This is a genomic window from Streptomyces griseorubiginosus (genome assembly GCF_036345115.1).
GTDB lineage: Bacteria > Actinomycetota > Actinomycetes > Streptomycetales > Streptomycetaceae > Streptomyces > Streptomyces griseorubiginosus_C.
Genome location: NZ_CP107766.1, coordinates 6,341,882 through 6,368,482 on the forward strand (window position 1 = coordinate 6,341,882; position 26,601 = coordinate 6,368,482).

The following is a 26,601-nucleotide window of genomic DNA, read 5'->3' on the forward strand; positions in this document are numbered from 1 at the left end:
CAAGGTGGCAGGGGCAAGGCAGGCCGTGGGCGAGGCCCGCAGGATCGTCGTCAAGGTGGGTTCCTCGTCGCTGACCACCGCCTCCGGCGGCCTCGACGCCGACCGGGTCGACGCGCTCGTCGACGTCCTCGCCAAGAGCCGCAGCGGCGGGGAGCGGGAGATCGTCCTGGTCTCCTCCGGCGCCATCGCCGCCGGACTCGCCCCGCTGGGCCTGCGCCGCCGCCCGAGGGACCTGGCCCGCCAGCAGGCCGCCGCCAGCGTCGGCCAGGGCCTGCTCGTCGCCCGCTACACAGCTTCCTTCGCCCGCTACGGCGTCCGGGTCGGCCAGGTGCTGCTGACCAGCGACGACATGAGCCGCCGCGCCCACCACCGCAACGCCTCCCGCACCCTCGACAAGCTCCTCGCGATGGGCGCGTTCCCGATCGTCAACGAGAACGACACCGTCGCCACCGACGAGATCCGCTTCGGCGACAACGACCGGCTCGCCGCACTGGTGGCCCACCTGGTCCACGCCGACCTGCTCGTCCTGCTCTCCGACGTCGACGGCGTCTACGACGGCGACCCGAGCAAGCCGGGTACCTCGCGGATAGCGGAGGTCCGGGGCCCCGAGGACCTGGCGCATGTCGAGATCGGCAGCGCGGGCAAGGCGGGCGTCGGCACCGGCGGCATGGTCACCAAGGTCGAGGCCGCCCGGATCGCGGCCGCCGCCGGCATCCCCGTCGTCCTCACCAGCGCGATCCACGCGGGCGACGCGCTCTCCGGCGGCGACACCGGCACCTACTTCCACCCCGCGGACAAGCGCTCGGCCGACCGGCTGCTGTGGCTCCAGCACGCGTCCACCCCGCAGGGCTCGCTGACCCTGGACGACGGGGCGGTCAAGGCGGTCGTGGAGCGCCGCAAGTCGCTGCTGCCGGCCGGGATCGCCTCCGTCGAGGGCGAGTTCGTCGTGGGCGACCCCGTCGAACTGCGGGACGGCACCGGGCGCGCGGTGGCCCGGGGGCTCGTCAACTTCGACGCCAAGGAGATGCCGCGGCTCATCGGCCGCTCGACCCGGGAACTGGCGCGGGAACTGGGGCCGGCGTACGAGCGGGAGGTCGTCCACCGGGACGATCTGGTGATCCTGCATCCCTGAGGGGCGTCGGGTGCGTGCGGTGCCTTGCCGTGCCTTGCGGTGCTTTCCGGTGCCCGTGGATGCCGGTGGGTGCCGCGTGTGCCCGAAAACGGGGTGAACGCCCTGCCAAGGGCGTCGCCCTGAGGTGGACGTTCCGCAAAATCGCCCCGCGAGCCCTTGCGGCCTGCTCAACTTTGTCCCAGGGACACATTCCGCCCGGCCTGTGGGGCCGGACTCTGTGCGTGAAGGAGGCCGTCGTGAGACGAGTGCGCCCTGGGGCGGCGGCGTCCCGCGACGGCGCGGCGGCTTCCCGCGGCGGGTCCGGGAACGCCGTGGCGAGGCCGGCCGGTGAGGAGCGGACCCTGACGAGCGTCGCCGCGGGGGACCGGTTCGAGGGGGAGAGGCCCGAGGACCTGCCCCGCCTGTGGCATGTCACCCTCAGCGTCTCCGGCGAGGAGGCCCCGCTGAAGGAGGTCCGGCGCGCCCTCCAGCAGCTCGCCCACGACCACCCCTTCCTGCTGACCAGCCGCTACGCCAACGACCACGCCGAGATCCGGTACTGGGAGGAGGCCCGCGACCTGCACGACGCGGCCGCCGTCGCCCTGCGCCTGTGGGGCGAGCACCGCCAGACCGCGGGCCTGCCGCCCTGGGAGATCGTCGGCCTGGAGGTCATCGACCGGCAGACCTACCACCAGCGCATCGCCGAGGGGTACGGGCCGCCGCCGGCCTCACCGGTGGGGGTGCACCCGTACTGACCCGCCCCCTGGGGTGTGTCCCTTTGATCCCGTCTCGCGCTGTGGAATGCGCGGTGGACGGCCCGGCGCGGCGCACTACGCTTCCCCTATGACCTCGCTCTCGCCGTACGACTCCATGACCCCGGTCGTCCAGGCCGCCTACCGGGCCAAGGCCGCCGCCGCCGACCTCGCCCCGCTGCCGAGGGCCGAGAAGGACGACGCGCTGCTCGCCATCGCGGACGCCCTGGAGGTCCGTACGAGCGAGATCGTCGAGGCCAACGCCAAGGACATCGCCAAGGCCCGCGAGGCCGGCACCAGCGAGGCGATCATCGACCGGCTCACCCTCACCCCGGAGCGGGTGCGCGCGATCGCCTCCGACGTCCGGGACGTCGTGGCGCTGCCCGACCCCGTCGGCGAGGTCGTGCGCGGCTCGACCCTCCCGAACGGCATCGACCTGCGCCAGGTCCGTGTCCCGCTCGGCGTGGTCGGCATCATCTACGAGGCCCGCCCGAACGTCACCGTGGACGCCGCCGCCCTGTGCCTGAAGTCCGGCAACGCCGTCCTGCTGCGCGGCTCGGCCTCCGCGTACGAATCGAACAGCGCCCTCGTACGGGTCCTGCGCGACGCGGTGGGCGGCGCCGGACTGCCGGCCGACGCGATCCAGCTCGTGCCCGGCGAGTCCCGCGAGAGCGTGCGCGAGCTGATGCGCGCCCGGGGCCTGGTCGACGTGCTCATCCCGCGCGGCGGCGCCTCGCTGATCCAGACCGTCGTGACCGAGTCGATCGTCCCCGTCATCGAGACCGGCACCGGCAACTGCCACGTCTACGTCGACGCCCACGCCGACCTCGACATGGCCATCGACATCCTGATCAACTCCAAGGCCCAGCGGGTCAGCGTCTGCAACGCCGCCGAGACCCTCCTGGTCCACCAGGACATCGCCCCCGAGTTCCTGCCGCGCGCCCTGGACGCCCTCGCCGAGGCCGGCGTCACCGTCCACGCCGACCAGCGGGTGCTGGCGTACGCGAAGGACACCAAGGCGACCGTCGTGGAGGCCACCCTGGAGGACTGGGACACCGAGTACCTCTCCTACGACATCGCCGCCGCCGTCGTCGACTCGCTGGACAAGGCCGTCGAGCACATCCGGCTGTGGACCTCCGGTCACACCGAGGCCATCGTCACCACCTCGCAGCAGGCGGCCCGCCGGTTCACCCAGCTGGTCGACTCCACGACCGTGGCGGTCAACGCCTCCACCCGCTTCACCGACGGCGGCCAGTTCGGCTTCGGCGCGGAGATCGGCATCTCCACCCAGAAGCTGCACGCGCGCGGCCCGATGGGGCTCCCGGAGCTCACCAGCACGAAGTACATCGTCACCGGGGACGGGCACATCCGCCGCTGAGCGGGGCGGCGGTAAGGGGCGCAGGGCGCGCAGGGCCTGGGCATATGCGTGAGGCACGCGCCGGCTTTCTGCCCCCGGCCGCCTCCGGGCCGTACGAGAGGTGTCTCACCAGGCGGATGAATTTCCATACCGTCTGCCCAAATTGACCCCCCAGGTCTACTCTGGATCCGTGCCGGAGGACGTGGGGGGCACGCCGTTCCCTGACGGCTGGGAGCCCGACGACGACCACGACCGCGGGGTGTCGGACGAAGAGTTCGCCTCCGTGGTCTTCGACGAGGCCTTCGTACGGGCGGCCGTGGTGCACGAGCCGACCGCCGTCGAGCGCCTCCTGGCCGCCGCCCAGGCGAGAGCGGAGGCCTCCGAGGCCGAGGCCCGCAGAGCTCGCCCCAGAGGCGAGCGGTACGAGGACGGGTTCGGCTCCGGCGGTTTCGGCCATGATCCCGACCTCGACGAGCTGGACGACACCGAGATCCTCGAAGGCCGCTACGGCGCTCCCGGCACCTACGGCAAGCAGGTCCGCTGGCACCGCCCGGTCGCCTGGATGCTCGCCCTCGTCATGGGCATCGGCATGGTCGCGCTGGCCTTCACCGCGGTCTACCGGGGCGCCTCCTCGGGCAGCCGCGACCGGGTGCCGCCGCCCGCCTCGACCGGTCTGGAACAGGGGAGCACGGTGACGCCCTCGGCGTCCGCGGACTATTCCCAGCCGGCCGTGTCCGCGGTCCCGCGCACCCCCTGAGCCGGTTCCGGCCGATCTCCGACCGGTACCGGCCGGAGCGCGTCGCGCTGCGGACAGGTCCTCGCTCGGACCTGGTGAGAACCTGTCAGAAGTTGTCGTGCGGCGGGGCGTTTACCTGAGCTTCCCGAGACCTACTCTGAAGATATGGGAGCGCCAGGAGACCCGCCTGAGGGGCCACCCGAGGGCGGCCCGGCAGGTGGAGAGGACGAGTACCGATCCGTCGTGTTCGACGAGTCGTTCGTCCGTGCTGCCCGCCTCCAGGAGTTCTCCGCGCAGGAGCGCATGGCCGACCACGCGCCCGCCGTACGCCGCCGCCCACCCCTCCGGCGGGGCCTGTCCCGGCAGGTGCTGATCCTGGTCCTGCTGATCGCCGTCGCCTTCGGCACCGCGATCTACATGGGTGTACGGCACCCCTACCAGACCTCCGCGATCCCGCAGCCGGTGGAACCGCTCCGGATGACCGTCATCCCGCTGGCCCCGGAGGGCAGGGTCCCGGGGCACGACGACGCCGAGTACCTGTACGCGCACAGCCCCGCCGCGCAGTACCGCGTCGGCGCCAAGGGCATCCCGCTGCCGCCCTCCCGCCGCACCGAGCACTTCTCCGACAGCCAGGTGGTGAGCGCGCTGACCACCGCCAAGGACTACATCGTGCGGTCCTCGCTGGACCCCGATGTCCTCGCCGGGGGCCAGGTCCGTGCCGTGCGGGTGCTGCTCGACACGGACCAACTCGACCAGTTCGACCAGAGTTTCGCCCACCCCGCGGCGGACGGGCGGCACGCGCCGACCGGGTGGCTGGTCCGCTTCGACCCCGCCGAGGCGCGGCTCGCCGACGGGCAGATCCGGGTCCAGGGGAGCCTTCAGGCCGCGGAGACCGACTCCTCGACCCTGGAGGTGACCGCGGACCACACGTTCGTGTACGCGCTGCGGTCCGCCGCCGCGGGCGCCTCCAGCGAGGTCTCGCTGTTCACCGTCCGGCGGGAGCTGCACTTCCGGTTCGACCGGGACGACCTGCGGATGCACACGGCCCAGCTGGTCGTGTCGTACGTCCAGGCCGGGCCGCTCTCGTGTGCGGTGGACTCCACGAACCGGCTGCATCCGCTGCTGGCCGGGCAGACCGCGAAGGCGGGCGGGCCGGCGGGGACGGATCCCTACGCGACGGGCAGCGCCACGGCGTTGTGCGGGTCGCTTGCCACCAGCGCGCAGCCGAAGGTGTAGAGGAACGGCAGGTTGTTGCGGCGGGTTGTTGCGGCGGGTTGTTCTGACCGGCCGGAGCCGGGTTCTAACCGGCCGGGGTCGCGCCGCCCTCCTCGTCGGGCCTGTCGTCGTTCCTCGGGGCCGAGCTCGAGAAGCCGCCGAAGCCCCTGCGGACCCTGCCGCCCAGGTCGCCCGCCCCGCCCGCGATGTCGTTGACCAGCTTCATCAGGGGGTCCTTGGAGTTCTTCACATTGCTCGCGTAGCTCGCCGCCGACTCGCGGAAGCTGTCGGTGACCGAGGTGTCCTTGTCCTCGGCGCGGCGCGGGTAGTGGCCGTCCATGATCCGCTGGTAGTCGCGGGACTCGGACCACTTCTTCAGCTCGGCCGCCCGGATCGTGGTGAAGGGGTGGGTGCGCGGCAGGACGTTGAGGATCTTCAGGACCGAGTCGCGCAGGTCGCCGCCCGCCTCGTGCTCCTCGGCCTGCTTCAGGAACGCGTCCACGTTCATCTCGTGCAGGTGGTGGCCGCCGGCCAGCTTCATCAGGCCGCGCATCGAGGCGCGCAGGTCCTGGCCGACCAGCAGGCCCGCGCGGTCCGCCGACAGCTCCGACTTGCGGAACCACTCCCGCAGCGCGGTCACGATCGCCATGATCGCGATGTTGCCCAGCGGGATCCAGGCCACCCGGAGGGCGAGGCTGGTCAGGAACAGCAGGATGGTCCGGTAGACCGAGTGGCCGGAGAGGGCGTGGCCCACCTCGTGGCCGACGACGGCCCGCATCTCCTCCTCGTCGAGGAGGTCGACCAGGCCCGTGGTGACGACGATGATCGGCTCGTCCAGGCCGATGCACATCGCGTTGGGCTGCGGGTCCTGGTTCACGTACATCGGCGGGACCTTCTCCAGGTCCAGGATGTAACAGGCGTCCCGCAGCATGTCGTTGAGGTACGCGAACTGCTGGTCGGAGACGCGCACCGAGTCGGACAGGAACAGCAGCCTCAGGCTCCGCTCGGGGAGCAGACCGCTGAGCGCCTTGAACACCGTGTCGAAACCGCTCAGCTTGCGCAGCGCCACCAGGGCGGAACGGTCGGCGGGGTGCTCGTACGCACGCGAGGAGATTCCCGGGAAACGCCGGCGCTGCCTGCTCGGTACGTGCTCGTGTCCGTTGTTCTGATGGCCGTCGTCGGACATGTCTTCCCCCATGTGCGTCTTGGCTGTGCCACCTTGGCGGTGCCTGTCAGCCGTGCCTCTTCAGCTGTGCTCTCTGGCCGTGCCCCTCGGCCCGTTGTGATCCTTTGCGGACCCTTGTGCGGGCCTTTGCGCCCCCGAAGCAGAGCCCAGCCTAGGCGGAGATAGCGTGGACGGGCAGTACAGCGAAGGAGTCCACGTCATGGAGCACACCCGGGCCGCCTGGCTCACCGAGGCCGCTAGCGCCGCCGAGCAGCAAGGGGCCGGAAATCTGCTCCGGGTCGTACTGGTCGTGATGTTCGTGGGCTGTGCGTTCACCGCGTGGTTCCTGCTGCGGGGGTACAAGCGGAAGGACGAGTGAGCGGGGGCGAAGGTTCCCCGCCGGTTCCCCGGTGCCCCACGGGCGGCCTCCAATGGTGGAGTCGGGGTGATCGCCCTCACCGGGCCCGCTTACCATGGGCCGACGTCTTTATCCCGCCCTCCTCCATCGGATAGGTCTGCCGAAGATGAGCTTCCACAGCACCGCTGCCCAGTTGGTCACCCTCGCCGCAGAGGGCGAGGAGCACGGCGGCAACCACGAGAGCCTCGACCCCCTGGTGACCGGCGGCGCCGCGTTCCTCATCCTGCTGCTCCTGCTGTGGATCACCACCCGTTTCAACCGCGACCGCTGAGGCACTCAGTGCCCGTGACGGGGCACTCCGGGCCCGCGCCGTCCGGTGCCCTCAGGTCGGGCCGGTAGGGTCTGCACGCATGGGAGAGCAGGACATGCCTACCGGCCCGGGCAACAACAGCCCGTCGAACCCCGGCAAGCGCCGCCTCGGCGTCATGGGCGGAACGTTCGACCCGATCCACCACGGGCACCTCGTGGCGGCCAGCGAGGTCGCCGCGCAGTTCCACCTGGACGAGGTCGTGTTCGTACCGACCGGCCAGCCGTGGCAGAAGACCCACCGCAGGGTGTCCGCGGCCGAGGACCGCTATCTGATGACGGTCATCGCGACCGCCGAGAACCCGCAGTTCTCGGTCAGCCGGATCGACATCGACCGCGGCGGCCCGACGTACACCACGGACACACTGCGCGACCTGAAGTCCCTGAACGCGGACACCGACCTCTTCTTCATCACGGGCGCCGACGCCCTCGGCCAGATCCTCACCTGGCGGGACGCGGAAGAGCTGTTCTCCCTCGCGCACTTCATCGGAGTCACCCGGCCCGGCCACACCCTGGCCGACCCCGGGCTGCCCGAGGGCGGGGTCTCGCTGGTCGAGGTCCCGGCCCTGGCCATCTCCTCCACCGACTGCCGGGCGAGAGTCGCCAAGGGCGACCCCGTCTGGTACCTGGTGCCGGACGGCGTCGTGCGTTACATCGACAAGCGCGAGCTGTACCGCGGCGAGTGAACCGAGAGGGGCACCGGTGAACGACCGATACGACGCGGGTTACGGCGGCGATCACGAGAACCAGTACGAACTCGTCGGCTACGACGAGTACGGCCGGCCGGTGTACCAGCAGATCCCGCAACAGGCTTCGCGGCAGCAGCCTCAGCAGTCCCAGCAGCAGTACGACCCCTACACACAGCAGGGCTACGGCTACGACCCGTACGCCACGGGCGGACAGCAGGCGCCGTACGACACCGGCAACCAGAGCCCCGTCCCGCCGTACGACCCCTACGGCGCCGGCGACACCGGACAGCAGGCGCCGGTGCCGCCCTACGACCCGTACCGGGGCCGGGGCGCGGGCGGACAGGCCGGCGGTCCGGCGACGGCGTACGACCCCTACGGGCAGGCCGCCGCGAGCGGGCAGCAGCAGCGGGTCACCGGGCAGCAGCGGGTCACCGAGCAGACGGCGTACATCCCCCAGCAGGGTGGCCCGGCCGCCGACGCACCGCAGGGAGCGCAGGGAGGCCGGGGGTACGGCGAGGGCGCGCAGGCCGGGGAAGCACCGGCGACGGCGCAGACCGGCGTGGACTCCGCCGACGACGAACGGCAGTACCACACCGCCCAGTTCGCGTTCGTCGAGGAGCCCGACGGGGACTCCGAGGACGTCATCGACTGGCTCAACTTCACCGAGAACCGCACCGAGCGCCGCGAGGAGGCCAAGCGCCGGGCCCGCAGTCGGCTCGTCGTCCTGGTCGTCGTCCTCGCCCTGTTCGCGGTCGGCGGGGTCGGCTACCTGTGGTACGCCGGGAAGCTGCCCGGCCTGTCGGATTCGGAGACCAAGAAGGGCACGACGATCGCGTCGAGCGCCCAGAACCGGGACGTGATCGTCGTCCATCTGCACAACACCGCGAAGGGCGGCACCTCCACCGCGCTGCTCGTCGACAACACCACCACCGACCAGGGCACCACCGTCCTGATCCCCAACTCCCTCAGCCTCACGGCCGACGACGGCACCACGACCACCCTCGCCAAGTCGGTCGACGACGACGGCTCCTCGGGGACCCTCGACGCCCTCGACACCGTCCTCGGCACCGACATCGAGGGCACCTGGCGCCTGGACACCCCCTACTTGCAGAACCTCGTCGACCTCGTCGGCAACATCGACGTCGACACCAACACCGCCGTCCCCGACCCGGCCGCCAAGAAGAAGGGCCAGGCGCCCCTGGTGAACAAGGGGAAGGACCAGACCCTCAGCGGCAAGATGGCCGTCGCCTACGCCACCTACCGCGCCCCCGGCGAGGCCCAGAACGCCCAGCTGGAGCGCTTCGGCCAGGTCATGCAGGGCGTGCTGCGCAAGCTGTCCTCCGACCCGACGGCCGCGACCACCACCGTGCAGACCCTGGCCCAGATCCTCGACCCGTCCCTGACCGACAAGGACCTCGGTACCTTCCTCGCCAAGCTCGCCGACCTCGCCAAGGGCGGCGACTACAAGACCGCGCTGCTGCCCGTCCAGCAGGACGGCACCCTGAGCGCGGCGGCCAGCGCGAGCGTCGTCAACGACGTCCTCGGCGGCAAGGCGAAGAGCCCCGACAAGGACGCGGCGGTCAGCGTCTCCGTCCAGAACGCCACCGGCACCAAGGACAACACCGAGAAGGCCCGCGTCGTCCTCCTCAACGGCGGCTTCACCTTCCTCGACGGCGGCACGCCCTCCGGCACCCGGGCCACCTCCGAGGTCGTCTACGCCGACCCGGGCGACAAGGCCAACGCCACCGAGGTCGCCAAGACCCTCGGCCTGCCCGGCAGTGCCGTGACCAAGGGCACGGTCTCCTCCAGCGCGAACGTCGCGGTGATCCTCGGCCAGGACTACAAGCCGTCCTCCTCGTCCTAGCCGGGCCCCGGCTCGCAGCGGCACCCCACGGGTCCACAACAATCACGTGGGGTGCCGTCGGCGGTCCGTGAGACCCTTGAGGTCAAGTGACCGCCGACCGAAAGCCTCGTAGTGACCGCCACTGACCGTTCTCTCGAGCTCGTCCACACCGCCGCGCAGGCGGCCGCCGACAAGCTCGCCCATGATGTGATCGCCTACGACGTCAGTGACGTCCTCTCGATCACCGACGCCTTCCTGCTGGCGTCCGCACCCAACGACCGCCAGGTCAAGTCCATCGTCGACGAGATCGAGGAGCGGCTCTCCAAGGAGCTCGGCGCCAAGCCGGTGCGCCGCGAGGGCGACCGCGAGGCCCGCTGGGTCCTGCTCGACTACGTGGACATCGTGGTCCACGTCCAGCACAGCGAGGAGCGGGTCTTCTACGCCCTGGAGAGGCTGTGGAAGGACTGCCCCGAGCTGGAGCTGCCGGCCGACGCCAAGGCGACCCGCGGCAAGGGCGAGGAGCACGCCAAGCTCCGGGCCGAGGAGGACGACGCCGAGTTCGGGGAGCAGCGGTGACCGCTGCCTCCGACCGCAAGGGCCGGGGCCGCCGCCTCATCCTGTGGCGGCACGGCCAGACCTCCTGGAACGTGGAGCGCCGCTTCCAGGGCACCACCGACGTCGAACTCACCGAGACCGGCGTCGGCCAGGCCCGCCGCGCGGCCCGGCTGCTGGCCTCCCTCCAGCCCGACGCGATCGTCGCCTCCGACCTCCAGCGGGCCGCGAACACGGCCGCCGAGCTCTCCGCGCTCACCGGCCTCGAGGTGTCCCACGACGAGGGCCTGCGCGAGACCTACGCGGGCGTCTGGCAGGGGCTGACGCACGAGGAGATCATCGCCCGGCACGGCGAGGAGTACGCCGCGTGGAAGCGCGGTGAGCCGGTCCGCCGCGGCGGCGGCGAACTGGAGACCGAGGTCGCCGACCGCGCCGCCCCCGTCGTGCTCCGGCACGCCGAGAAGCTCCCCGAGGACGGCACCCTCGTGGTGGTCAGCCACGGCGGCACGATCCGCACCACCATCGGACGGCTGCTCGGTCTGGAGCCGCGGCACTGGGAGAGCCTCGGCGGCCTCTCCAACTGCTGCTGGTCCGTCCTCGGCGAGGGCGCCCGCGGCTGGCGCCTCCTGGAGCACAACGCCGGCACCCTGCCGGAGCCGGTGCTCGGGGACGACGACTGAGCCGTGGCGGAACCGGCGCCGACCAGCGCCGGACCCGGATTTCACTTTCCGGCAGGTCGCAGGCTAAAGTTCTTCTTGTTCGCCCGCCGAGCGGGAAGAACGCAAGGGGCTATAGCTCAGTTGGTAGAGCGCCTGCATGGCATGCAGGAGGTCAGGAGTTCAATTCTCCTTAGCTCCACTCGATGAGAATCCCGTCTCCCTCAGGAGGCGGGATTTTTCACGTGTCTCCTCGTCCTCCGGGGTGTAGACCACGATCCGGCACTCGGGCATTCCGTCGATCGACAGCGACTGGGACGTCATCCGCAGCACACCCACTGCTCGGTGGCGGAAGGTCTTCACCCGGGGTCCGGGCTGGACCACCTCTCCGCTCGCCCAGAGTTCGGCGAAGTAGGGGCTGGCCGCCGCCAGCGCGGCTATGTAGCCCTCCCACGCCGGCTCGCCCACATGTCTGCCGTACGCGGACCGCAGCGTCGCCACCATGACCGGCAGCTCGCGCTCCCGGTACAGCACCGGGCAGGCTTCCTCGGACACCGTGAACAGCGTCCACAGCGCGTTGGACACCCCGATCTCGATGACTTCCCGGATGAGGAACAGGTCCCGGTAGCCCTGGTTCGTGGCCAGGATGTCGTAGCGCGAGTTGTAGACGACCGCCGGGAGCGGGTCGAGGGCGTCGATGATGCCCTGCACCTCCGGCCCCGTCTCCTGGGGCAGTCGCTCCGGGACGCCGGCGAAGGGCACCTCCGCCAGGCGGTACAGATGCTCCCGCTCCGGCAGGTCGAGCCGCAGCGTGCGGGCCACCGCGTCCAGGACCTGTGCGGAGGCGTTGATCGGGCGGCCCTGCTCCAGCCAGGTGTACCAGGTCACCCCGACGCCGGAGAGCTGGGCGACCTCCTCGCGGCGCAGCCCCGGGGTGCGGCGCCTGAGGCCCGGCGGCATCCCCACGTCCGCCGGGGTCACCCGGGCGCGCCTGCTGCGCAGGAACGAGGCCAGCTCGGGCCGTCGTCGCTGTGTCGTCCTCATCGCGTGTCCCCCATCACCATGTCCCCCCATCGCCCTGCCCCCCATGGGCACGTCCCCCGTCCCCACGTCCCGCCCCCCCGTGTCCACCCCGCCGTTGTGACGCCCCTCGTCGTCACGCCCCCCGCACGACCATCCTCGATGCCGGAGCCCGTGCCTGCCAGGTGCTGGCAGTACCAGCATCGGCGGGCTCTCGGCACCCGTACCGGAACGTCCTCAGGCTCGACAGCATGACGACGACACCTCGGACGGGACCGGATCCCGCATCCGTTTCCCGACCTGTCCACAGTGAAGCACCCGCCACTGACAACCGGCCCCGGCCGCTGCTCGCGCTCGTGCTCGCCGCCCAGTTCATGGCGCTGCTCGACGTGTTCATCGTGAACGTCGCGGCCCCCACGATCGGCACCGAACTGCACGCCTCCGGCGCCCAACTCCAGCTGGTCATCGCCGGATACGCCATCACGTACTCGGTGCTGCTGATCACCGGCGCCCGGCTCGGCGACCGGTTCGGGCACGGCCGGGTCCATCTCGCCGGACTCGCCCTGTTCACGGCGGCCTCACTCGCCTGCGGGCTCGCCCAGGGCGTCACCGAGCTGATCGTCTTCCGGCTGGTGCAGGGCGCCGGTTCGGCGGTGATGATCCCGCAGGTGCTCAGCCTGATCCAGCGCAACTTCACCGGCGAGGCCCGGATGAGGGCGCTCGGCGTGTACTCCGCGGTCCTCGCGGTCGGCGCCGCCGCCGGGCAGGTCGTCGGCGGAGTCCTGGTCAGCGCCGACCTGTTCGGCACCGGCTGGCGGCCGGTGTTCCTGGTGAACGTGCCGGTCGGTCTCGTCCTGCTGGCCGCGGGCGCGCGCGTCCTGCTCCCCGGGGACCGCAGGACGCCCCGGGACCGGTCCCGCGGTCTCGACCTGCCCGGCCTGGTGCTGCTCGGCGCGGCCGTGTCGCTGTGCACGGTGCCGCTGGTGCTGGGACAGGAGGAGGACTGGCCGCTGTGGTCGTGGCTGTCCCTGGCCGCCGCCGCGGTCCTGTTCGCCGTCTTCTGCGGCTACGAGGCGCGCCTGGCCCGGCGCGGCGGGGCCCCGCTGATCACACCGAGTGTGCTGCGCCACCCCGGCATGGGTCTCGCGGTGTTCCGGATCATGGCGGTCATGGCCGTCAACGGCGGCTTCCTCTTCGTGCTCACCCTGTACGTGCAGGGCGGCCTCGGCTACAGCGCGCTGCGGGCCGGGCTCTCCTTCGCGCCGACCGCGGTGGTCTTCGGGATCGTCGGACTGACCTGGCGGCACTGGCCCATGTCCTGGCAGGGCCTGTTGACGCCGGCCGGCTTCGTGATCACCGCGCTGGCCGCGCTCGGCGTCGGCCTGTCGCTGCGGGACGGAGGCGAGGGCGGTGTCGCGCTGTACGCGGCGTACACGGGCCTGGGAGTGGGGCTCGCGCTCGCCTTCAGTCCCACGCTCACCCGGGCCCTGTCCACGGTGCCGCCCCGGTACGCGGCGGACGCGAGCGGTCTGCTCGCCACGGTCACCCAGCTCGGCCAACTGGTCGGCGTCGCGGGCTTCGGCACACTCTTCTTCAACCGACTTGAGTCACTCGGCCCCTCTGAGGCGTATACCTCTGCGAAGGCGCTGTTGGCGTGCATGTTCGCGCTGGCCGGGACCGCCGCGGTGGGCGCCGTGTCCGGACTGGTACTCAGGCGTCGCTGACCGTATTGGTCCGGCCGTGGCAGAATCAAACGGCCGGAGGGGGCGCGGCCCGACGGGAGGGAGTAGTGATGCCTGCGAGCATCCTCGTGGAGGTCGGCCACCTCCACGAAGCGGCGTCGACAAGGGACACGACGGTCCGCCTCATCTGCCCTTCCTGCGGTTCCGTCCACGTGGCGCAAGTACTCGGCGACAACGGCGGGGTCTCCTACGTGTGCACGGCCTGCGGCCACAGCTGGAGCTGAACGATGGGTGCACACAGGCGAAAGTGCGACTGGTGCGGCAGCGGGACGCCGATCGTGCGCGACATGGAGCCGCTCAATCCCGACTACCAGTACTGGTGCGAGGAATGCGCGCGGGCGCTGATCATAAAAGGCGACCCCATCGAGACGTACCGTGAACTGGAGGGCGAGCCGATCTACGGCCGCCTCCTCGAGGAACACTGCACGCTCAAACGGTTCTACTCGTTCGTCACTGCTTGAGCCGGGAAACGATTTGGTGTTCCACCCTGGAGACCGTGTAATGTTGGCTCCGCCGCCGGGGAAACCGGGCGGAACACCAAGCACGGGGCTATAGCTCAGTTGGTAGAGCACCTGCATGGCATGCAGGGGGTCAGGAGTTCAAATCTCCTTAGCTCCACAGAAAGATCCCGCCGGGTCATCTCGAACCGGCGGGATCTCCTTGTTTTCCACGTCAGTTACGGCTGAGGGGCCGCCCCGAACGGGGCGGCCCCTCAGCCGTAACTGCGTTGCGGTTCAGCGGCCCAGCGCTCGCCGCCCACGGCCCTGGGAGAGGACCGGGAGGTTGCGGGTGGGGCCCTTGTCGCGCGGTGCCTCCTCCTCCAGGCGCAGCGCCAGCGCGGGGCAGCGACGCACCGCGCGGAGCGCCTTCGCCTCGGCGTAGCGGGGCACCTGGGCCTGGGCGACGGTCGGGAAGCCGTCGGCGCCGAGTTCGAAGACCTCGGGGAGGATGTCGGCGCACAGGCCGTGGCCCCGGCACAGCGTCCAGTCGACGTAGATCTTCTGACGGCTCGGGCCGTTCTCCTCGGCCTCGCCGCCGCCCGGGATGCCCGTCGGCATCTTTCCGCCCTCGAAGAGCGGCAGAACGCCCTCCACGGGCCGTCCGCAGCCGTTGCCGAGGACATGGGCGGCCAGGTCGTCGGTGAACGCCTTGATGGTCGACTCCAGGAACATCGCGGAGCCGTCCGGGTGCGAGCACGCGCCGCGCCGCTTCACGTTCTTTGCGACCTGCTTGAGCGCCTCCAGGGCCGCCGGGCCGCCGCCGTTGAGGATGTCCTCCATGCCGCGCGCGGCGGCCGGCAGACCGAGGTAGCAGGGGCCGCACTGGCCCGCGCTCTCCTCGGCCAGCCACTGCGCCACCCGCAGTGACTCGCCCAGCGGGCAGGTCTCCTGAGTGATCGGCAGGATCGCGCCGGCGCCGAGCGCGCCGCCCACGGCGTCCAGGGAGTTGCGGGAGACGATCGCCTCGTTGACGGTCGCCGCGTCGATCCACTTGCCGTGGTAGCCGCCGGTCAGCACGCCCTGCGGGACCGGCGGGGCCCCGGCCAACTGCAGGACGTAGCGCAGCGGTACGCCCGTCGGGACCTCGATCACCATGGGGCGCGCGACGGCACCGGAGACCGTGAGCATGACGGTGCCCGGCTCGTCGTAGAGACCGGTGTTGCCGTAGCGCTCCGGGCCGATGCGCGCGGCGATGGCCAGTTGCGCGAAGGTCTCCGCGTTGGAGAGCAGGGTCGGCGCGCCGCCGACGCCGCTCTGGGAGGCGCTGATCTTGCGGCCGGGCGGGATGGCCGGGCCGCCGTCGATGGAACGGATCAGCGAGGCCGCAGCTCCGGTGACCATGCGGACCGGGTTGCGCTGCACGCGCGCGCGCAGAGCTGATCGTCGGCCGTTGCTCAGGCCGCGTTCGGCGAGCGCCGCCTCCATGGAGCGCTGGGTGGACTCCCGGGTGACCCCCACCACGAGCGTGCGGGCACCCAGGGCCTCGGCGGCCAGCAGGGCGCCGTCCAGGATGAGGTGCGGGGCACGGTTGATGAGGACCGTGTCCTTGCGGCAGGCCGGTTCGTCCTCGCTGCCGTTGACGACGACGACCGGCCGGACGCCGCGCTTGATCGCCGCTTCGGCGACCGAGCGCAGCTTCTTGTGGAAGGGGAAGCCGGCACCGCCGCGCCCCTTCAGGTTGATGGCTTCGGAGAGCTTCGCGAGTTGCTCGCCGCCCATGGGTTCGAGCGGCCCGTGCACCTTCAGGTGCATGGGCAGGTCAAGTCGTTCGACAAGGTCGAAGCCCGACGTGAGCTGGGGAAGCCCGACCACGCGGACTTCCGGGACGTCGGGCAGGGCCTCGTTCACCTATAGCCTCCGGAAGGCGTGTTCCAAGGTTCCCCCGAGCCCGGCGAGTCGAAGTCGTACGACTGGCCGGACGTCTGATCAGTGGCGGGACCGCTGTTGTACGTGTCATTCGGGTTGTACGTGCCGTACAGGTTGTTTGTCTCACCGGTGTCGCGCACATCACCTGTCAGATAGCTGGCCGTGCCCGAATTGCTGCCATAGGTGGGGATGTTGTACCCCGTGTCCTGGAGCGGGTCGTAGGCGGACGGGGGTGCCTCGCCGACCGGCGGCGGGGACGGGATCGGCCAGTTGCCGGAGGTGCTGCCGATGCCCTCCGCGCGCGCGATGGGCTCGGTGGCCGCCTGCATGTCCATCGGCAGGTCCATGCGCGCGGTCTGGCCGGTGTCGTACGGCTGCTGCGCTCCCGGGGACATGGCGCGGTAGGCGGCCGCGAATCCGCTGCCCGCGGGCTCGGGGGCCGGGGGAGCCTGGTAGATGGGGTTGGCGCCGGTCTGCGACAGGCCCTCGTAGCCGGGCAGGGCGGACTCCGAGCGCCGGCCGCCGGACTCGGCGCCCCGGCGGCTCTCGCGGCCCGCTCCGGCCGTCTCGGCGGCCCTCCTGGCCCGGCTCGCCTCCAGTTCCTCGCGGCCGGGGCGCTCCTCGGTGCCGAGGAGCATGGCGACCCGGTCGGTGACCTTGCGCTTGAAGGGACGCGGCGCCGCGCGCAGGGCGAGGGCGACGATGACGCCGAGGACGCAGAGCGCGTACATGTACGTGAAGATCGGGGCCTTCACCGCGCGGCCTGCGTACAGGCCGTGGATCAGGCCGGCGCACCAGGCGGGGTACGCCAGCATGTGCATCGCCCGCCAGCGCGCGGCGACCGGGGCCGGGGACGCGAAGCGGTTGCGCAGCGCCCCGGTGATGCCGACGAAGATCATGAGCTGGCCGGCCAGGGTGCCGAGGCCGATGAGCCCTCCGCTGCTGCTGAACCCGAGTCCGAACGGGATGAACGCGGCGATCCACGTCGTGTGTTCGAGGGTGAGTTTGATCCCGATGTGCAGCAGAAGGAACGCGATCGAGCCCACGGCGGTGATCCGGTGCACACCTTGCGCGACGATCCGCTGGCGGGTGTTGAGGATCAGCCGGTCCTGGGCGACCAGCCCCCAGATCACGGAGCAGGTGAGCAGGACAAGCGTCACCACGCCCGCCCCGAAGTTGAGGAAGTCCTGGAGCCAGACGCCTCCGTACACCACGACCAGAGGGATGGCCAGCAGGAAGACGGCCGTCGCCACCCCATAGGCCGACCGGCCCGTCCTGGGGAGCGTGCTGTTGCTACTACGAGGGTTCATGGGGGCAACTCCGAGCGGTTCGGGAAGGCGGTCCCGCTGCCGCACTCTAAGTGGCGCCATACCGATGGGTACGGCGTTTGAGTTATTGCGCTGTTATCAAACGGTCGTGGGGCTGTTGCGATGCCCCTTAGTGGCTGTTACGCGAAGTAACCTCTGGCCTTGCTCCCGTCCTCTCGGGTGGAATACGGTGCGGCTCGACTGCGGCGGCGAGTGCGGCACCCGGTGCCAAAGAGGCATACGTAAGTTCGTCGCGGCGTGCTCAACGGCTGCGGTACCCTAACGCCATGCGTGCCGTACGCCTTCTGCTTAGCGAGCCGCGCTGATCAGTCCCGACCACCGGTGAAGACGTGGTCGGAATCGGCGCGGCGTCCCCTCCTGTGCGAGGGGATTTTTCGTTTCCGGACGACACAGCCGCTGGCAGAGACGATCGATGGAGCTTTGAGGACCATGAGCGAGACGAACCCCGCTGCCGCCGAGCCGGCCGCGCCGCACCGCTACACGGCCGCCGTCGCGGCCGAGATCGAGGCACGCTGGCAGGACTTCTGGGACGCTGAGGGCACCTACGCGGCGCCGAACCCCAAGGGTGACCTGTCGGGCGACCCGGAGGTCGCCGCCCGGCCCAAGAAGTTCATCATGGACATGTTCCCGTACCCCTCCGGCGCGGGCCTGCACGTCGGCCACCCCCTGGGCTACATCGCCACCGATGTATTCGCCCGCTTCCAGCGGATGACGGGCCACAACGTCCTGCACACCCTGGGCTTCGACGCCTTCGGCCTGCCCGCCGAGCAGCACGCCGTCCAGACCGGCGAGCACCCGCGGATCACCACCGAGGCCGCGATCAACAACATGAAGTCCCAGCTGCGCCGGCTGGGCCTGGGCCACGACAAGCGCCGGTCGTTCGCCACGATCGACCCGGACTACTACAAGTGGACCCAGTGGATCTTCCTTCAGATCTTCAACTCCTGGTACGACGACGAGGCGAAGAGGGCCCGCCCGATCTCCGAGCTGGTCGCCGCGTTCGAGTCCGGTGAGCGCGCGGTCCCCGGCGGCCGCTCCTGGGACGCCCTGACCGCCGCCGAGCGCGCCGACGTCCTGGGCGAGTACCGGCTGGCCTACGCCTCCGACGCACCGGTCAACTGGTGCCCCGGGCTGGGCACCGTGCTGGCCAACGAGGAGGTCACCGCCGACGGCCGCTCCGAGCGCGGCAACTTCCCGGTCTTCAAGGCCAAGCTGCGCCAGTGGAACATGCGGATCACCGCGTACGCCGACCGGCTGCTGGACGACCTGAACGAACTGGACTGGCCCGAGGCCATCAAGCTGCAGCAGCGCAACTGGATCGGCCGCTCCGAGGGCGCCCGCGTCGACTTCCCCATCGACGGCGAGAACATCACCGTCTTCACCACCCGCCCCGACACCCTGTTCGGCGCGACCTACATGGTGCTGGCGCCCGAGCACCCGCTGGTCGAGAAGTTCACGCCCGCCGTCTGGCCGGAGGGCACCCACGACGTGTGGACCGGCGGTCACGCGACCCCGGGCGAGGCCGTCGCCGCCTACCGCGCCCAGGCCGCCTCCAAGTCCGACGTGGAGCGGCAGGCCGAGGCCAAGGACAAGACCGGCGTCTTCATCGGCTCGTACGCCACCAACCCGGTCAACGGCGAGCCGATCCCCGTCTTCATCGCGGACTACGTCCTGATGGGCTACGGCACCGGCGCGATCATGGCCGTTCCCGGCCACGACTCCCGCGACTTCGCGTTCGCGCGCGCCTTCGAGCTGCCGATCCGGTGCGTCGTGGAGCCGACCGACGGCCGCGGTACCGACACCTCCACGTGGGAGGACGCCTTCGTCTCGTACGACGCGAAGATCGTCAACTCCACCGGTGCGGGAGTCTCCCTGGACGGCCTGGGGGTCGTCGAGGCCAAGGCGCGCATCACCGAGTGGCTGGAGCGCGAGGGCGTCGGCGAGGGCACCGTCAACTTCCGCCTGCGCGACTGGCTGTTCAGCCGCCAGCGCTACTGGGGCGAGCCCTTCCCGATCGTCTACGACGAGGACGGCATCGCCCACGCGCTGCCCGAGTCGATGCTGCCGCTGGAGCTGCCCGAGGTCGAGGACTACTCGCCGCGCACCTTCGACCCGGACGACGCGGACACCTCCCCGGAGACCCCGCTGTCCCGCAACGAGGACTGGGTGAACGTCACCCTGGACCTGGGCGACGGCCGCGGCCCGCGCGCGTACCGCCGCGAGACCAACACCATGCCCAACTGGGCGGGTTCCTGCTGGTACGAACTGCGCTACCTGGACCCGCACAACGATTCCGTCCTGGTCGACCCGGAGATCGAGCGGTACTGGATGGGCCCCCGCGCGGGTCAGCCGCACGGCGGTGTCGACCTGTACGTCGGCGGCGCCGAGCACGCCGTGCTGCACCTGCTGTACGCGCGCTTCTGGTCCAAGGTGCTGTTCGACCTGGGGCACATCTCGTCGCCCGAGCCGTTCCACAAGCTGTTCAACCAGGGCATGATCCAGGCCTTCGTCTACCGCGACAGCCGGGGCTTCCCGGTGCCGGCCGCCGAGGTGGAGGAGCGCGACGGCCAGTTCTTCTACGCCGGTGAGCCCGTCAGGCGTGAGCTGGGCAAGATGGGCAAGTCCCTGAAGAACGCCGTCACTCCCGAGGCGATCTGCGACGAGTACGGCGCCGACACCCTGCGCCTGTACGAGATGGCCATGGGCCCGCTGGACGTCTCGCGACCGTGGGACACGCGCGCGGTGGTCGGCCAGTACCGGCTGCTGCAGCGGCTGTGGCGCAACGTCGTCGACGAGGCCACCGGCGAGGTGACCGTCGTCGACGCCGAGCCCGACGAGGCCACGCTGCGTGCCCTGCACAAGGCGATCGACGGGGTGCGGCACGATCTGGAGGGCCTGCGCTTCAACACCGCCATCGCCAAGGTCACCGAGCTGAACAACCACCTGACCAAGGCGGGCGGCGCGGTGCCGCGCGAGGTCGCCGAGGCGCTGGTGCTGCTGGTCACGCCGCTGGCCCCGCACATCGCCGAGGAGCTGTGGCGCAAGCTGGGCCACACCGACTCGGTCGTCCACCAGGACTTCCCGGTCGCCGACCCGGCCTACGTCGTGGACGAGACCGTGACCTGCGTGGTCCAGATCAAGGGCAAGGTCAAGGCCCGCCTGGAGGTCTCGCCGGCCATCTCCGAGGACGAGCTGGAGAAGGTCGCGCTGGCCGACGAGAAGGTCGTGGCGGCGCTGGACGGGGCGGACATCCGCAAGGTGATCGTGCGGGCGCCGAAGCTGGTGAACATCGTTCCGGCGTAGGGCTTCTCCGGCGTTGGTGAGGCTTGGGCACCTCCGGTGATGTGCCTAGCCGGGGGCCCGGGGCGTGGCCCCTAGGGGATTCGTGCGGGCAGGTTCGGGGTTCTTCCGGAACTCCGGGCCTGCCCGCTGCGTTTACCTTGGAAGAGCGGCGCGGCACGTGCCGTGCCGGTCGGAGGAGGAGAGACGTGGAAGCAGTGATCGCGATCGTGGCCCTGCTCTTCGTGCTCTTCGTGGCGCTCGGCGCCTACGCGACGGTGAAGGTGGTCGGCGCCGCCAAGCGAGGTGTGGACCGCACCATCACCCAGGCCCGGCGCACGGTCGAGGACCACACCCTGCGCGCCAAGTCCTTCGCCCAGCTCGGCCCGGCGGGCGAACTGGCCCAGCTGCGGCTGAAGCTGCGCACCTCGATGCGGGCCACCCAGGACGCGCTGCACGCGGGCGCCGCCGAGGACGAATCCCTCAAGGAGTCGATCGGGCTCTTCCAGCGGCTCAGCGCCCACGGCCATGAACTGGACGGCGAGCTCAAGCGCCTTGAGTCGGAGCCCGACCGCACGACGCTCGCCGAGCGCCTGCCCGGACTGCGGGAGCGCACCGAGCGCATCACACAGTCGGCCGACTCCCTGCGCTGGGCGGCCCGTGACCGTGCCCGCCGGTTCGCCGACGACGACCTGGACACCCTGAGCGCGCAGATCGACGTCGAGTCCGGAGCCCTGCGGCACTGGACCAGGACCGAGCCCGCCGCGCCGCCGCCGTGGCCCGAGGCCCCCGCCGCCGAGGGCAGCAGCGACCAGCAGACCTGGCCCGAGACGCCCCGCTCCCGCACCGCCGAGGAACCGACGCGGCCCGCGATCACCCCGCCGGGCGCCCGCCCGACCTACCCCTGGCAGAAGAAACCCCGCCCGGAGAGCACGACTTGAGACACAGCCCCACGTCCGCCCCGAACCTGACACGGCAGCCCCGGGCGACAGGGGCCGGACTGCCGCCCGCACGCTACGGCAGGTAACCTCCAGCTCATGTCCCGCCATGTCGCGATCGTCACGGATTCAACGGCCTACCTGCCGCAGGGGACGATGGAGCGGCACGGCATCACAGCGGTCCCCCTGACCGTGGTCCTCGGCGACCGCGCGCTGGAAGAGGGCACCGAGATCACGGCCCGCTCGCTGGCCCAAGCACTGCAGAAGCGACGCCCCGTCACCACCTCGCGACCCAGCCCCCAGGCCTTCGCGGAGCACTACCGCAAGGTCGCCGAGTCCGGAGCGACGGGCATCGTGTCGCTGCACCTGTCCGCCGAACTCTCCGGCACCTACGACGCGGCGGTCATGGCGGCGCGCGAGGCCCCGGTTCCGGTACGCGTGGTCGACACCGGCATGATCGCGATGGCCCTCGGATTCTGCGCGCTCGCCGCCGCCGAGGCCGCCGAGACGGGCGGCACGGTGGACGAGGCGGTCACCGCCGCGGAGAAACGGGCCGCGGGCACGTCCGCCTACTTCTACGTCGACACCCTCGACTATCTGCGCCGCGGGGGCCGGATCGGGGCCGCGCAGGCCCTCCTCGGCTCCGCGCTCGCGGTCAAGCCCCTGCTCAAGCTCGACGGCGGCCGGATCGAGCCCCTGGAGAAGGTGCGGACGGCGTCGAGGGCCATCGCCCGCCTGGAGGAGATCGCCGCCGACCGGGCCGGCAGCGCGCCGGTCGACGTAGCGGTGCACCATCTTTCCGCCCCCGACCGGGCAACGGCCCTCGCGGACCGGCTGCGGGCCCGGGTGACGGGACTGGCCGACCTGCATGTGAGCGAGGTCGGGGCGGTGATCGGGGCGCATACGGGGCCCGGGTTGCTGGGGGTTGTCGTCTCGGCCCGGTGAGGTGGCGTCGAGGGTCGCGGATTGTGGATGCGTGGGCTCGGGGAGTGGGTGAGTCACTCGTGTGGATGGCGGAGTTTTCCACAACCGGTGGGTAGTCCACGGGAATTGACCAAGATCATCGCGAGAGTGCGGGTGTGGCCGATCCTCGGCGCATGGCACTTCGATCACATTCACGTACAGCGACGGCTACCAGCGGACCGGGCCGCGGCCCCCACTCCGACGGACGCTCACGGCACCGCCGCCCGCCCGCCCATCGAGGCGGGGGCCGGACCCGGCATCGGCACGCCTCCTCGGCGGACGAACTCCAGCGGCGGGCGGAGGTGTTGTTCGCCGAACGGGTCGGGGCGCGGAGGGACTCGGGGAAGGGGCCGCCGACGGGTGCGCGGGGTTTGGCCGAGGAGGAGGCGGGTGGCGGTGCCGTCGATCTCCTCGGGGGCGGTTCGGCGATTGACGGGGGTGGTCCCGGGGACGGGGGCTGGCGAGACACCGATGTCCGGGACCCTGATGCTTGGAACGCCCCTACCCCAGGTGCCGATTCCGGGGACGAGGACTGGCGTGGTGTCGATCCCAGGCATGAGGCGCGGGGCGGTCCCGATGGCGGGCATGAGGACCGGCATGGCGTTGATTCCGGGGACGGTGCCTGGCGGGAGCGGGCCGGGATGGCTCTGCGGGAGCGGTTGCCGGTGTGGTTGCAGGCGCGGTGCGGTCTGGAGCGGCGGAATGCAGTAGCCCTCTCCGTACTGCTGGTCGTGGCCGCGGTGTTCGCCGTGCAGCACTTCTGGACCGGCCGGACCCAGTCGGTCCAGGCGCCCGAAGTGGTGCGTGCGGCGGCTCCGTTCGGGCAGAGCGGGGCAGGCCAGGAGGACGGCCCGCCAGGGGAGACTCAGCCGACGGTCTCGGGAGGCGACTCCAACACGTCGGGCGCCGAGATCGTCGTGGACGTCAGCGGCAAGGTCCGTGAACCCGGGGTCCATCGGCTGCCGGCCGGGTCCAGGGTCGCCGACGCGCTGAAGGCGGCGGGTGGTGTGCGGCCGGGTACGGACACGGACGCCCTCAACCGTGCGCGGTTCCTGGTGGACGGTGAGCAGGTCGTCGTCGGCGGCCCGGCGCCCGCACCCGGCACGGTCGGCGGTCCTGTCAACGGCGTACCGGGTCCTGTGGGTGGCGGCGGCCCGGCCGGTGCGGCGGCCCCCGTCTCCCTGAACACGGCCACCGTGGACCAGCTCGACACCCTGCCCGGCGTCGGCCCGGTGCTCGCCCAGCACATCCTCGACTACCGCACCCAGCACGGCGGCTTCCGCTCGGTGGACGAACTGCGGGAGGTCAACGGCATCGGCGACCGCCGCTTCGCCGACCTCCGGAATCTCGTACGGCCGTGAGGTACGGCTCGGGGGTCCCGCGAGGGGACGAGGGCGAGGCGCAGCGGGCGGCCGGAGGTGGGCGGCGGGGACGCTCCGCCGTGCACGCCGCTTCCGGGAAGCGGCTCGGGGCCGCTCATCCTCGTCAGGAAGGCCCTACGGATCTGCGCCTGGTCCCCGCGGCACTGGCGGCGTGGGTGACGGCAGCGGTGGCGTTGGGAGCGCCGGCGGGGTGGGTCACGGGACTGGTGGCCGGGTGTCTCGTCGTCGCCTGCGTGCTGCTGTCTGGACTCCGGCGCCGGGTGCGGGGCATCGGCGGAAGCGGCAGGGTGGCGGTCGCCGCGGTGCTGCTCTGTGTCGCCGCGGCCGCGGTGTCCGCCGGGCTGCATGGGGCGGATCTGCGGCGGGGACCGGTGCCGGAACTGGCCCGGCAGTACGCCACGGTGACCGCTGAGGTCGAGCTGACCGCCGACCCCCGCCTCACCCGACCCCGGATCACCGGGGACCACACGACCCCGACCGCCGTGATCATCGAGGCCGACGTACGGCGCTTGGAGACGGTGGACGGGAGAGCGCCGGCGATGGCGGGGGGCCGGACGCCGGTAGTGGGGCGGACCCCGATGGCGGGCGGGAGTGAGGAGGGGGCGGGCCGGAGGGCCGTGCTGGTGACCCGGACGCCGGTGCTCTTGATCGTGGATGTGCGTTCGAAAACGGGGGAGGGAGGTGCCCGGCGTTCCGGTGCGGGCGCGGGCACACATGGGTCACCGCCGTTCGCGGACGATCCACCGCGGTCGCCCTGGCTCGGGCTGTTGCCGAGTACGCGGGTGCGGGTCGTCGCGCGGGTCGTGCCGGCGCTGGTCGGGGGTGATCGGGTCGCGGCCGTGTTGCGGGTGCGGGATCGGGCAGGACCCGAGGTCGTGGGGGAGGCGTCGGGGGCGCAGCGGTTCGCGGGGCGGTTGCGGGCGGGGCTGCGGGAGGCCACCGAGGGACTGCCTGCGGATGCCCGGGCTCTGTTGCCGGGGCTGGTCGTGGGGGACACCTCGCGGATCACACCGGAGCTGGACGAGGCCTTCAAGGAGACCGACCTCGCGCACACGCTCGCCGTTTCCGGCAGCAACCTCACGATCCTGCTCGCGCTGCTCATCGGGCCGCCCGGCCTCGCCCAGCTCGTCGAGCGACGAGGACTGGCACCCCGGCTGGGGGTGTCGCTGCGGACGACCGCGCTGCTCGGCGGTGGGCTCACACTGGCGTTCGTCGTCGTGTGCCGACCGGACCCGAGTGTGCTGCGGGCCGCGGCCTGCGGGGCCGTCGCGTTGCTCGCCCTCGCGACCGGTCGGCGCAGATCGCTGATCCCGGCGCTGGCGACGGCCGTACTGCTGCTGGTGCTGTACGACCCGTGGCTGGCCCGCAGTTACGGCTTCCTGCTCTCCGTCCTGGCCACCGGGGCCCTGCTGACGCTCGCGCCGCGCTGGAGCCTTACGTTGCGGCGGCGCCGGGTGCCGCCGAGGTTGGCGGAGGCGTTGGCGGCGGCGGCCGCGGCACAGGCCCTGTGCGCGCCGGTGGTCGCGGTGCTGTCGGCGCGGGTGAGCCTGGTGGCGGTGCCGTGCAATCTGCTCGTGGAGTTCGCGGTCGCACCGGCGACGGTACTGGGGTTCGCGGCGCTGGCGACGGCACCTCTCGCGATGCCGGTGGCCAAGGGGCTGGCGTGGTGCGCGAGTTGGCCCGCCGGGTGGATCGCGGAGGTCGCCCGCACCGGGGCGTCCCTGCCGGGCGGGGGCGTGGACTGGCCGGGCAGTTGGACGGGGGCCGGGCTGCTGGCCCTCGCCACCGCACTGGTGCTGCTCGTCGGGCGACGGCTGCTCGGGCACCCCTGGTGGTGTGCGGTCTGCGCGGTGCTGTTCGTGCTGGCGGTCGTGCAGCCGCCACCGCTGACCAGGGTGGTCACGGGGTGGCCGCCGCCGGGCTGGCGGCTGGCGATGTGCGATGTGGGTCAGGGCGACGCGGCGGTGCTGGCGGCGGGCGAGGGCACGGGCGTGGTCGTGGACGCCGGACCCGATCCGGCGCTCGTCGACGACTGCCTGCGCACCCTCGGCATCACCAAGGTGCCGCTCGTGGTCCTGACCCACTTCCACGCCGACCACGTGGCGGGCCTGCCCGGGGTGCTGCGGGGCCGCTCGGTCGGGGCGATCGAGACGACGGGGTTCGGGGAGCCGGTGGACCAGGCCGAGTTCGTACGGCGGGAGGCGGCGGCCCGGCGGATTCCGGTGACGCGTGCGGCGGCCGGGGAGCAGCGGCGTACGGGGGCGCTGACCTGGGAGGTGCTGTGGCCGCCCGCGGGACCGGCGGCGGTGGCGGCGGACGGGCCGAACGACGCCAGTGTCACGATGCTCGTCCGCTCGGCCGGGCTGCGCTTCCTCCTCCTCGGGGACCTCGAACCCCCGGCCCAGCAGGAGCTGTTGCGGTCACCGGCGGGGGCGCGGCTGGCCGGGGTGGCCGTCCTCAAGGTCGCCCACCACGGGTCGGCCTACCAGGACCCGGAGCTGATACGCCGGGCCGCCCCGCGGCTGGCGCTCATCTCGGTCGGGGCCGGCAACTCGTACGGCCACCCGGCGCCCAGTACGGTCGCCGCGCTGCGGGCCGGGGGTGCGGTGGTGCTGCGGACGGACCGGGACGGGGCGTTGGCCGTCGTCGGGTCCGGTGGCGACCGCGGCGAAGGGCGCGGAGGGAGTGGGGGTGCGGACGCCGGAAGTGCGGGCGGAGACGTGGATGGGGGGAGAAGCCGTGGTGCGGGCGGTGGGGAGCTGTGGGTGGCGCGAGACTGAGGG

General features: G+C 71.7%; 23 protein-coding genes and 2 tRNA genes. 21 read left to right on the top strand and 4 right to left on the bottom strand.

Annotation, left to right across the window (positions count from 1 at the left end):
• Nucleotides 1-25 precede the first annotated feature (25 nt).
• From proB to OHN19_RS28725, 5 genes are all read left to right on the top strand, one after another.
• Nucleotides 26-1,132, top strand: a complete 1,107-nt coding sequence (gene proB / locus OHN19_RS28705; RefSeq protein WP_330269731.1) for a glutamate 5-kinase — start codon at nt 26-28, stop codon at nt 1,130-1,132.
• Nucleotides 1,133-1,368: 236 nt separating this feature from the next.
• Nucleotides 1,369-1,866: a hypothetical protein gene (locus OHN19_RS28710; protein WP_330266968.1), complete on the top strand. Its 498-nt coding sequence runs from the start codon at nt 1,369-1,371 to the stop codon at nt 1,864-1,866.
• 88 nt (nt 1,867-1,954) lie between these two features.
• Nucleotides 1,955-3,241 (top strand): glutamate-5-semialdehyde dehydrogenase, encoded by a 1,287-nt coding sequence (locus OHN19_RS28715; protein WP_330266969.1) that lies wholly within the window; start codon nt 1,955-1,957, stop codon nt 3,239-3,241.
• A gap of 142 nt (nt 3,242-3,383) precedes the next feature.
• Complete coding sequence (locus OHN19_RS28720) at nt 3,384-3,977, top strand: hypothetical protein (protein WP_381299915.1); 594 nt, start codon at nt 3,384-3,386, stop codon at nt 3,975-3,977.
• A gap of 144 nt (nt 3,978-4,121) precedes the next feature.
• Nucleotides 4,122-5,192 carry a hypothetical protein gene (locus OHN19_RS28725; protein WP_330266971.1) on the top strand — a complete coding sequence of 357 codons (1,071 nt, stop codon included), beginning with the start codon at nt 4,122-4,124 and terminating at the stop codon, nt 5,190-5,192.
• 64 nt (nt 5,193-5,256) lie between these two features.
• On the opposite strand, the gene OHN19_RS28730 is transcribed toward OHN19_RS28725, so the two are convergent.
• Entirely contained in the window at nt 5,257-6,357 is a 1,101-nt protein-coding gene (locus OHN19_RS28730) for a M48 family metallopeptidase (protein WP_330266972.1), read from the bottom strand.
• A 199-nt stretch (nt 6,358-6,556) separates the two neighbouring features.
• Here OHN19_RS28730 and OHN19_RS28735 point away from each other — a divergent pair, with 199 nt between their 5' ends.
• The 7 genes from OHN19_RS28735 (at nt 6,557) to OHN19_RS28765 (ending at nt 11,002) form a co-directional block, all read left to right on the top strand.
• A complete protein-coding gene (locus OHN19_RS28735) occupies nt 6,557-6,715 on the top strand; it encodes a hypothetical protein (protein WP_086723901.1) in 159 nt (52 codons plus the stop codon).
• Nucleotides 6,716-6,860: 145 nt separating this feature from the next.
• On the top strand, nt 6,861-7,025 hold the full coding sequence (locus OHN19_RS28740; protein WP_031051387.1) for a hypothetical protein: 165 nt from the start codon (nt 6,861-6,863) through the stop codon (nt 7,023-7,025).
• Nucleotides 7,026-7,104: 79 nt separating this feature from the next.
• The gene (gene nadD, locus OHN19_RS28745) at nt 7,105-7,746 is read left to right on the top strand and encodes a nicotinate-nucleotide adenylyltransferase (protein ID WP_330266973.1); all 642 of its coding nucleotides are present in this window, start codon (nt 7,105-7,107) and stop codon (nt 7,744-7,746) included.
• Nucleotides 7,747-7,762: 16 nt separating this feature from the next.
• The gene (locus OHN19_RS28750) at nt 7,763-9,613 is read left to right on the top strand and encodes an LCP family protein (protein ID WP_330266974.1); all 1,851 of its coding nucleotides are present in this window, start codon (nt 7,763-7,765) and stop codon (nt 9,611-9,613) included.
• A gap of 111 nt (nt 9,614-9,724) precedes the next feature.
• Nucleotides 9,725-10,168 carry a ribosome silencing factor gene (gene rsfS / locus OHN19_RS28755; protein WP_020136211.1) on the top strand — a complete coding sequence of 148 codons (444 nt, stop codon included), beginning with the start codon at nt 9,725-9,727 and terminating at the stop codon, nt 10,166-10,168.
• A complete protein-coding gene (locus tag OHN19_RS28760) occupies nt 10,165-10,824 on the top strand; it encodes a histidine phosphatase family protein (RefSeq protein WP_330266975.1) in 660 nt (219 codons plus the stop codon). Before rsfS ends, OHN19_RS28760 begins: the two co-directional genes overlap by 4 nt.
• Before the next feature lie 105 nt (nt 10,825-10,929).
• Nucleotides 10,930-11,002 (top strand) — tRNA-Ala (locus tag OHN19_RS28765).
• Here OHN19_RS28765 and OHN19_RS28770 read toward each other — a convergent pair.
• Complete coding sequence (locus OHN19_RS28770) at nt 10,984-11,844, bottom strand: helix-turn-helix transcriptional regulator (RefSeq protein WP_330266976.1); 861 nt, start codon at nt 11,842-11,844, stop codon at nt 10,984-10,986. The two genes, OHN19_RS28765 and OHN19_RS28770, sit on opposite strands and share 19 nt — an antisense overlap.
• A gap of 332 nt (nt 11,845-12,176) precedes the next feature.
• Between OHN19_RS28770 and OHN19_RS28775 the strand changes: the two genes are divergently transcribed.
• From OHN19_RS28775 to OHN19_RS28790, 4 genes are all read left to right on the top strand, one after another.
• Nucleotides 12,177-13,544 (top strand): MFS transporter, encoded by a 1,368-nt coding sequence (locus OHN19_RS28775; protein WP_330269732.1) that lies wholly within the window; start codon nt 12,177-12,179, stop codon nt 13,542-13,544.
• Between the two features lie 68 nt (nt 13,545-13,612).
• Nucleotides 13,613-13,786 (top strand): hypothetical protein, encoded by a 174-nt coding sequence (locus tag OHN19_RS28780; RefSeq protein ID WP_020136213.1) that lies wholly within the window; start codon nt 13,613-13,615, stop codon nt 13,784-13,786.
• A 3-nt stretch (nt 13,787-13,789) separates the two neighbouring features.
• Nucleotides 13,790-14,023 carry a hypothetical protein gene (locus tag OHN19_RS28785; protein ID WP_019523121.1) on the top strand — a complete coding sequence of 78 codons (234 nt, stop codon included), beginning with the start codon at nt 13,790-13,792 and terminating at the stop codon, nt 14,021-14,023.
• Nucleotides 14,024-14,107: 84 nt separating this feature from the next.
• Nucleotides 14,108-14,180: transfer RNA gene (locus OHN19_RS28790), tRNA-Ala, on the top strand.
• Nucleotides 14,181-14,296: 116 nt separating this feature from the next.
• On the opposite strand, the gene OHN19_RS28795 is transcribed toward OHN19_RS28790, so the two are convergent.
• A complete protein-coding gene (locus tag OHN19_RS28795; protein ID WP_330266977.1) occupies nt 14,297-15,910 on the bottom strand; it encodes an NADH-ubiquinone oxidoreductase-F iron-sulfur binding region domain-containing protein in 1,614 nt (537 codons plus the stop codon).
• Nucleotides 15,907-17,238 (bottom strand): cytochrome b/b6 domain-containing protein, encoded by a 1,332-nt coding sequence (locus OHN19_RS28800; RefSeq protein ID WP_330266978.1) that lies wholly within the window; start codon nt 17,236-17,238, stop codon nt 15,907-15,909. The genes OHN19_RS28795 and OHN19_RS28800 overlap by 4 nt, the downstream gene beginning before the upstream one ends.
• 447 nt (nt 17,239-17,685) lie before the next feature.
• Here OHN19_RS28800 and leuS point away from each other — a divergent pair, with 447 nt between their 5' ends.
• The 5 genes from leuS (at nt 17,686) to OHN19_RS28825 (ending at nt 26,598) form a co-directional block, all read left to right on the top strand.
• Nucleotides 17,686-20,559: a leucine--tRNA ligase gene (gene leuS / locus OHN19_RS28805; protein ID WP_330266979.1), complete on the top strand. Its 2,874-nt coding sequence runs from the start codon at nt 17,686-17,688 to the stop codon at nt 20,557-20,559.
• A gap of 185 nt (nt 20,560-20,744) precedes the next feature.
• Nucleotides 20,745-21,476, top strand: coding sequence for a hypothetical protein (locus OHN19_RS28810; protein WP_330266980.1), 732 nt, complete (start codon nt 20,745-20,747; stop codon nt 21,474-21,476).
• A 96-nt stretch (nt 21,477-21,572) separates the two neighbouring features.
• The gene (locus OHN19_RS28815) at nt 21,573-22,418 is read left to right on the top strand and encodes a DegV family protein (RefSeq protein WP_330266981.1); all 846 of its coding nucleotides are present in this window, start codon (nt 21,573-21,575) and stop codon (nt 22,416-22,418) included.
• A 152-nt stretch (nt 22,419-22,570) separates the two neighbouring features.
• Nucleotides 22,571-23,797 carry a ComEA family DNA-binding protein gene (locus OHN19_RS28820; RefSeq protein ID WP_330266982.1) on the top strand — a complete coding sequence of 409 codons (1,227 nt, stop codon included), beginning with the start codon at nt 22,571-22,573 and terminating at the stop codon, nt 23,795-23,797.
• An 80-nt stretch (nt 23,798-23,877) separates the two neighbouring features.
• Nucleotides 23,878-26,598: a ComEC/Rec2 family competence protein gene (locus OHN19_RS28825; protein ID WP_330266983.1), complete on the top strand. Its 2,721-nt coding sequence runs from the start codon at nt 23,878-23,880 to the stop codon at nt 26,596-26,598.
• Nucleotides 26,599-26,601 lie beyond the last annotated feature (3 nt).

Bases quoted from the DNA above. Each gene is read 5' to 3' on its own strand.
- nadD (WP_330266973.1), top strand. From the start codon at position 7,105: ATGGGAGAGCAGGACATGCCTACCGGCCCGGGCAACAACAGCCCGTCG.
- OHN19_RS28735 (WP_086723901.1), top strand. From the start codon at position 6,557: ATGGAGCACACCCGGGCCGCCTGGCTCACCGAGGCCGCTAGCGCCGCC.
- OHN19_RS28815 (WP_330266981.1), top strand. From the start codon at position 21,573: ATGTCCCGCCATGTCGCGATCGTCACGGATTCAACGGCCTACCTGCCG.
- OHN19_RS28820 (WP_330266982.1), top strand. From the start codon at position 22,571: ATGGCACTTCGATCACATTCACGTACAGCGACGGCTACCAGCGGACCG.
- OHN19_RS28770 (WP_330266976.1), bottom strand. From the start codon at position 11,844: ATGAGGACGACACAGCGACGACGGCCCGAGCTGGCCTCGTTCCTGCGC.
- OHN19_RS28730 (WP_330266972.1), bottom strand. From the start codon at position 6,357: ATGTCCGACGACGGCCATCAGAACAACGGACACGAGCACGTACCGAGC.
- leuS (WP_330266979.1), top strand. From the start codon at position 17,686: ATGAGCGAGACGAACCCCGCTGCCGCCGAGCCGGCCGCGCCGCACCGC.
- OHN19_RS28785 (WP_019523121.1), top strand. From the start codon at position 13,790: ATGGGTGCACACAGGCGAAAGTGCGACTGGTGCGGCAGCGGGACGCCG.
- OHN19_RS28800 (WP_330266978.1), bottom strand. From the start codon at position 17,238: ATGAACCCTCGTAGTAGCAACAGCACGCTCCCCAGGACGGGCCGGTCG.
- OHN19_RS28780 (WP_020136213.1), top strand. From the start codon at position 13,613: ATGCCTGCGAGCATCCTCGTGGAGGTCGGCCACCTCCACGAAGCGGCG.
- OHN19_RS28725 (WP_330266971.1), top strand. From the start codon at position 4,122: ATGGGAGCGCCAGGAGACCCGCCTGAGGGGCCACCCGAGGGCGGCCCG.
- OHN19_RS28740 (WP_031051387.1), top strand. From the start codon at position 6,861: ATGAGCTTCCACAGCACCGCTGCCCAGTTGGTCACCCTCGCCGCAGAG.
- OHN19_RS28715 (WP_330266969.1), top strand. From the start codon at position 1,955: ATGACCTCGCTCTCGCCGTACGACTCCATGACCCCGGTCGTCCAGGCC.